Origin of the sequence: Methylosinus sp. sav-2, assembly GCF_004366495.1 — a bacterium.
In the GTDB taxonomy this organism is placed as follows: domain Bacteria; phylum Pseudomonadota; class Alphaproteobacteria; order Rhizobiales; family Beijerinckiaceae; genus Methylosinus.
This window is the reverse complement of the sequence record NZ_SOEJ01000040.1, coordinates 1-2,786: the sequence shown is the minus strand read 5'-3', so window position 1 is coordinate 2,786 and position 2,786 is coordinate 1. Positions and strand designations below refer to the sequence as shown.

The 2,786-nt window shown below is 59.5% G+C and carries 1 protein-coding gene and 3 pseudogenes; 2 read left to right on the top strand and 2 right to left on the bottom strand.

Annotation, left to right across the window (positions count from 1 at the left end):
• Positions 1–258: 258 nt before the first annotated feature.
• Both EDE12_RS21610 and EDE12_RS21605 read right to left on the bottom strand, forming a co-directional pair.
• Positions 259–387: pseudogene (locus tag EDE12_RS21610) on the bottom strand (IS256 family transposase); the annotation flags it as partial.
• A gap of 40 nt (positions 388–427) precedes the next feature.
• A pseudogene (locus EDE12_RS21605) lies at positions 428–610 on the bottom strand (IS3 family transposase); the annotation flags it as partial.
• Between the two features lie 441 nt (positions 611–1,051).
• Here EDE12_RS21605 and EDE12_RS21600 point away from each other — a divergent pair.
• Together EDE12_RS21600 and EDE12_RS21595 are read left to right on the top strand one after the other, a co-directional pair.
• A complete protein-coding gene (locus EDE12_RS21600; protein WP_134188311.1) occupies positions 1,052–2,332 on the top strand; it encodes a hypothetical protein in 1,281 nt (426 codons plus the stop codon).
• Between the two features lie 80 nt (positions 2,333–2,412).
• A pseudogene (locus EDE12_RS21595) lies at positions 2,413–2,684 on the top strand (transposase); the annotation flags it as partial.
• Positions 2,685–2,786 lie beyond the last annotated feature (102 nt).

Genomic DNA, 2,786 nt, shown 5'->3' with positions numbered 1-2,786 from the left:
TGTAATAGAAGCGGACACGATCATCGCGCCACCTGTCAGGCAGCTATCTCAAAAACCGCAATCAACGCCAGGCGGCCGCCGCCGGAGGGATACGGTGCAAACGGCGTGACCGGGACATAATCGTTCCGAGGGCGGAACCGGACGCCGGGGTTATGGGCGGTGCTGAGCGTGGGGAGTGTCGCGGCAGCGATCGTGTCCCAGAGCGTGGTGTAGCTGGATCGAGGCGGACACTGGGATTTCCGGCTTTGGCCGGCAGGATCAGGCGGTCACAGCGGACAGCCTGACGATGGGATCATCGCTCAAAGACGCGATGGTTTCCAGCGTCATATAGCGACCGCGCTGCACGGCCCATTCATCGTTTGTCTCGAGCAGGATCGCGCCGACGAGATGAACCGCGCCGGGATCGCCGGAGGCCATTTCGTCTGAGTCACGCCGCGATGGCGGGCTCCTCGAGTTGCGCATAGTAGCGCGCTTCGGCTTCTACCGGCGGAATGTTTCCGATCGGCTCGAGCAGTCTGCGGTTGTTGAACCAGTCGATCCATTCGAGCGTGGCGAACTCGACCGCCTCGAAGCTTCGCCACGGCCCCTTTCGCCAGATCAGCTCGGCCTTGCCCCAGCCCCGCGATCATAGCCCCAACCGACCCGTGAGAAAAATTCGCGACAGAGCCGGATTATGTCCCGGTCACGCCGTTTGCACCGGAACCCCAGGGAGCCCTATGGATACGAACGGATAGATTTGTCGACACTCCAAGCGCTATGTCACCCCCCGTGCCGAAGGTACGCCTTTCGATCCTCCGTGGGCGGAGTGCTTACTCAACCATACTGCGGCAGCGTGGCAAAGACGGACACTAGATCGATGTGAACCCTGTGTCATCCGCGTTAGCGTATCGTTCCGGAGAGTAGCGCCAGCCACGGCGGCCGCTACAGTGACGAGGCCGAGGGAGCGCCTCGTCATCGTCGCCAAGGAACAGCTCGGAGCCGATAGACGGTCCCGCTCGTGCGGCAGTCGTGGGAGGTAGGTATGGGACTCGTTACATCAGGAATAGGCATCGTGACGGTCGTCCTGCTCATAGCAATCTTTGTCGTTTCCGCGGGAAGGTTCGTACTAGGAGCAATGTGCCTACCGAGCATGATGGCGCTGACCGCCATTACCTATTTCTTCGTCATGCCCGCTATCTCACTCTCGGGCAACAACGAAGCCCACTTCGGGATGGTTCTCACAACGCTTGAATGGCCGCATTTCGCAGTCCTATTGTATGCGTTGGGAGCTTACGCTGCCTGCGTAGCTGGACGCCGCGACCTAGCCGTCGATCCGGCGCGGCCTCGGTTGGTCGAGCGTCGGTCGAGTGATGCGGTTTTCTGGTTTCTCGCAGCGTCGGCAGCTGCAGGGATTGCAGTCACCGTGGCCTTGGGGCGCCTCAACCTCATGGCGGACGAGAATTATTCGGCGTCCATCACGGCGGATGTGAGCGATTTTTCCTTTCTCAATATGTCCTTCACGATGCTGTTACCGCTCACACTCGTCGTTCTTATTCGGGAGAATTTCAACGCGCGGTCACTTGTAGTCCTGGTAGTCGTATGCCTGATACTGCTGACAACGGGTTTCCGGACCCGGTTGATCTTCATGGGCTACACCGTGGCCGCGAGCTTCCTGCTCATGCGCCGTATCAAGATCAGGGTGAGTTACATTGTCGTCGGGACAATTGTCGGGATCCTCGGCGGCAACGCCATGGGCCAGGCCAGGACCTACGGCCAAGGCGTCGACCTCGCTAAGCTCGATGGCATGACCTGGACGGACATCCTGTTTTCGTTTGGCGGAGAGGTCGGGTCGCTTTATGCGTTTTCATTTACCGCCTCCAACCCGTTGCCCGAGCTCATTTTCGGCAAGCCGTGGATCGTGGGAATGGCGCGTCTCATTCCGAGCTTCATCTGGAAGGACAAGCCTGGGCCGGATTATCTAGCCCACTATTTGGGCGGATTCAGCACCGAGGGTGTCGAACAGGCCGGCGTCTCCGCGCCGCAGCATGTGGAAATGTTGCTGCAGTTCGGCTGGGTTGGACTGCCCATATTGGCATTTTTGTATTTCTGTCTCGCCATCCATCTCGTCCGTCGCCTCAACCACCTGGGACGAGAAGCCCGCATCGCCGGGTGCGCGCTCGTGCCGGTATTCTTCGGCTTCTACATGCAGACACGGGGATATTTCTTCCAGATTCTGGCGGACGGGCTGTTTACTTTCGGCCCATTGTTCCTTATGCATTTATGGGACAAGCGGTCCCTCGGTCGGCCAATCGCCCCCGCTTCAAGAACATTCACGTTCATTGGGCGCCTCTGAGTGTCGGTCCGAAGACAAGGTGAATCGGATGAATCGCTTGTGATTCAATAGAGGCGGTCTGATTCTCGCGGAGACCGCCGATGTGGACGAATGAAAACCGCGCACGATACGATCGTAGCAAATTGCGCTACCCGAGCGACATGACGGACGCGGAATGGGCGTTTGTCGAGCCGCCGATCCCGCCTGCGAAACGCGGTGGCGGGAAGCGCACAATCGAGATGCGCGCGGTCGTGAATGGCTTGATGTTTGTGCTCTCGACCGGCGGCCAGTGGCGCGCGTCCCGAAGGATTTGCCGCTCAAGAGCACGGTCTACGGCTATTTCGATCTTTGGACCTACGACGGAACGCTCGATTGATGTGCCCCGAAGTTTCATCCAGCGGCGATTTGAGTCCCGGCGGTTGATACGCCCGCAGGCGTGGGGTGAGCAACAGGCGATCAGCGGAGCTGGTCCGGA